Origin of the sequence: Rickettsia sp. TH2014 (genome assembly GCF_019249195.1) — a bacterium.
GTDB classification, from domain to species: Bacteria; Pseudomonadota; Alphaproteobacteria; order Rickettsiales; family Rickettsiaceae; genus Rickettsia; species Rickettsia felis.
On sequence record NZ_MXAX01000108.1, the window covers coordinates 5,181 to 8,821 of the forward strand.

Consider the following 3,641-nt stretch of genomic DNA (forward strand, 5'->3'; position numbering starts at 1 on the left):
GGATGACAGAGGTGAAATTGATCCACGCAACAATGTCATGCGGGGATGGCATAAAATATTTAAACACATAAAGATAATATATGTTAAACTTTGCACCTTATATAGATTTACCGCTTGTTTGGGGTGGTCTTATAGCTACCGCTATTTGTTTATATGTTTTATTGGACGGTTTTGATTTAGGAGTAGGAATCTTATTTCCGTTTGCACCTACTGATGATTGCCGTCATAAAATGATCAATTCTATTGCTCCTTTTTGGGACGGTAACGAAACTTGGTTAGTACTTGGCGGCGGCGGTTTATTTGCAGCTTTCCCGCTGGCATATTCGCTATTAATGCCGGCTTTATATATTCCTATTACATTGATGTTACTTGGCTTAATCTTTCGAGGCGTAGCTTTTGAATTCCGTTTTAAGGCTCATGTAGGTCATCGTTATATTTGGGATTACGCCTTTCATTTTGGCTCTATGCTTGCTGTTTTTTGTCAAGGTTTAATGCTTGGTACGTTTGTCCAAGGAATAGAGATAGAAGGACGAGAATTTGCAGGAGGGAGCTTTGATTTTCTTACTCCCTTCTCCGTTATGACGGGGATAGCATTAATATTCGGGTATGCACTCTTGGGTGCTACTTGGCTTATTCTGAAAACAGAAAAGAAAACACAAGATTGGGCTTATAAATCTGCTTTATATATTTTATTTTACGTTGCACTTTTTATGGGACTTGTGAGCTTATGGGTTCCTTTCTTAAATAACCACATAAATCATCGTTGGTTTAGTGTACCTAATATTTACTATTTATCGATTGTACCTATTGTAACTGCTTTAATATTTATTAAGTTAATTAAAGCCGTTAAGCAAAAAAAAGAAGTAAAGCCGTTTATTTATACGATCTTGTTATTTTTATTAGGATATTTAGGGCTTGCAATAAGTATATGGCCATATATCGTTCCTTATAAAGTTACGCTCGAAACCGCAGCAGCAGCACCGGAGTCACAGTCTTTACTGTTAATAGGGGCTGGGATATTCCTGCCTGTCATACTTGGATATACTTTCTATTGTTATTATATATTCCGTGGCAAATCATCTCATCATCCGATATATTAAAAAAATAACCTCTTGTCTAAAAGGGTGGCAATGGTTCATTATTCTATGGCTCAGCGGATTATTATCCACGCTACTTTTAACTTATATAGTTAAGCTGGTGTTTAGGGCGATAGGGTAAAATTATTGTTAGTACAGTGCAGTAATGTCGTTCCTAGCTAAAATAGGTCTTGTTGCATGGTTTGAGAAAAGTGTTCGATGTCATTCCTGTGAAAGCAGGAATCCATAATAAAGCGAGATAGAATGAACTTTTAATTTTAAAAAATTGCTGTATTTATATTTTTTTGGATTCCTGCTTTTGTAGGAATGACATCGGATATATGCAATGACATTTAAAGTATAGATATATGGAAAAAATCTCAGCATTTATTATTACCAAAAATGAAGCGGCAAGAATAGCACGAGCTATAAATAGCGTAAAAAATATTGTTGATGAAGTTATAGTAGTCGATAGCGAAAGCACAGATGATACGGTAGCAATCGCTGAACAATTAGGAGCAAAGGTAATAGTAAAACCGTGGCTTGGCTATGTAGGGCAGAAATCTTTTGCCGAAAGCCTTTGCGTAAATGATTGGATTCTTAATATTGATGCCGATGAGGAGTTGTCTAAAGAGTTACAAGACGAAATAGAGTATATTTTTGCCTCTCATAATCAAGATCGTTATTTGGCTTATCAAATAAAGCTGTTAATAATGCATCGTAATGACCAAAAGCCACGAATGTTTGCTCCGTTTAATAAATGTACTCGGTTGTATAATAAAAAATTTGCAAGCTTTGCAAATACATTAAATAGTACTACTCATGATTCGGTGGTATTTAACAAAGATGTTGATTTTGCAGGTAAAATTTATCTATTAAATGGAGCTACCTATCATTATTCCGGTACTTCAATTGAGCAGCTAGTGGCTAAAGCAAATTTTTACTCTAGCGAGCAAGCAAAAGATCTAGTTGGGCAAGGAAAAAAACTTTCAAATTTTCGTTTAACAACTGAAATGATATGGTGGTTTTTTAAAGCGTTTTTTATCAGGCGCTATTTTGTATTCGGTTTTGGCGGTTTTGTAGATTCAATGATTTTTACCTTTGCAAGATTTCTAAGGCTTGCAAAATTAAGAGAGTCGTCGCTTAAATCAAAAAACGTCATTGCGAGCGACTGTAAGGAGCGTGGTAATCTCATGAAATAATAAACAAACTTCTGAGATTGCTTCGTCGATGTTTTGCATCTCCTCGTAATGACGATTTAAAAAATAAAGTAACTTATGAAAGCAAATTTTAACGTTAGTAAATTAAAAAACGGCTTAACGGTTTTGACGTATAATATGCCTTATGTTAATTCGGCAGCAATAAATTTAATTGTTAAAGTCGGAAGCCGTTATGAAAATCCTGAAGAAGAGGGCATTTCTCATTTTCTTGAGCATATGGCTTTTAAAGGTACAACAACAAGAACGGCAAAACAAATAGCCGAAGAATTTGACGAGATAGGAGGTCATTTTAACGCTTATACAGGTCATGAAAAAACAATATATTATGCACGAGTATTATCCGAAAATTGTGATAAAGCACTTAATATACTTAGCGATATAATACACAATTCTATCTTTGCTGAAGAAGAGATAGCAAAAGAATATCAGGTAATATTACAGGAAATAGCCCAAGCCCATGATAATCCGGATGATTTAATATATGAGAAGTTTTATAGCAGTGTTTATAAGGACCAGCCGCTCGGTAAACCGATTCTTGGAACAAGCAAAACATTATCTAGTTTTACTAAAGAGCATTTTTTGAGTTTTATAGATAAACATTATAACGCTGGAAATTTGTATTTATCGGTTGCCGGTAATGTTGATCACGATAAAATAGTAAGTAGTGCAGAGCGATTGTTTTCCTCTTTAAAGCAAGGAGAAAAAAGTAATTTTCTTCCTGCAAAATATATAGGAGGTAATAGCTTTATCAATAAGGATTTGGAGCAGACTACTTTAATCCTTGGTTTTGAAGGAACGCCTTATATTAACTTAGAAAGGCTTTACCGAACTCAGTTACTTGCTATAATATTCGGAGGTGGTATGTCTTCACGTTTATTTCAGCATATTCGTGAAAAATTAGGTCTTGCATATGCGGTAGGTAGTTATAATAGTACATATTCTGATAGTGGGGTATTTACTATTTATGCAAGTACAGCACATGATAAATTAGAGTTATTATACAAAGAGCTTAAAACCGAAATAACCAAGATGACTGAGAAAGTTAATGAAGAAGAGATGATTAGAGCTAAAACGCAACTACGAAGTAATTTGTTGATGGCACAAGAAAAAGTAGCTTATAAATCAGAAGAAATTGGTAAAAACTATGCAGCTTTCGGTAAATATATTCCTCCTGAAGAGATTATGGAAATTATAATGAATATAAAAGCAGGTGACATTATTAATACGGCGAGTAAAATATTTAGTAGTATTACTACATCGGCAATTATCGGTCCGAATGATCTTCGAGGGTTTTGATGTTATGTTTGGATACCGTCATTGCGAGGAAAAATTGAAAATTTTGACG

The 3,641-nt window shown here is 34.4% G+C and carries 3 protein-coding genes; all 3 read left to right on the forward strand.

Features of this window, described 5'->3' with window-relative positions; all coding sequences use genetic code 11:
* Positions 1-80: 80 nt before the first annotated feature.
* The 3 genes from cydB (at position 81) to KYQ89_RS01990 (ending at position 3,592) form a co-directional block, all read left to right on the forward strand.
* Entirely contained in the window at positions 81-1,100 is a 1,020-nt protein-coding gene (gene cydB / locus KYQ89_RS01980) for a cytochrome d ubiquinol oxidase subunit II (protein ID WP_218460185.1), read from the forward strand.
* Between the two features lie 344 nt (positions 1,101-1,444).
* Complete coding sequence (locus tag KYQ89_RS01985) at positions 1,445-2,278, forward strand: glycosyltransferase family 2 protein (RefSeq protein ID WP_218460186.1); 834 nt, start codon at positions 1,445-1,447, stop codon at positions 2,276-2,278.
* A 75-nt stretch (positions 2,279-2,353) separates the two neighbouring features.
* Positions 2,354-3,592: a M16 family metallopeptidase gene (locus KYQ89_RS01990; RefSeq protein ID WP_218460187.1), complete on the forward strand. Its 1,239-nt coding sequence runs from the start codon at positions 2,354-2,356 to the stop codon at positions 3,590-3,592.
* The last annotated feature ends 49 nt before the right edge of the window (positions 3,593-3,641 follow it).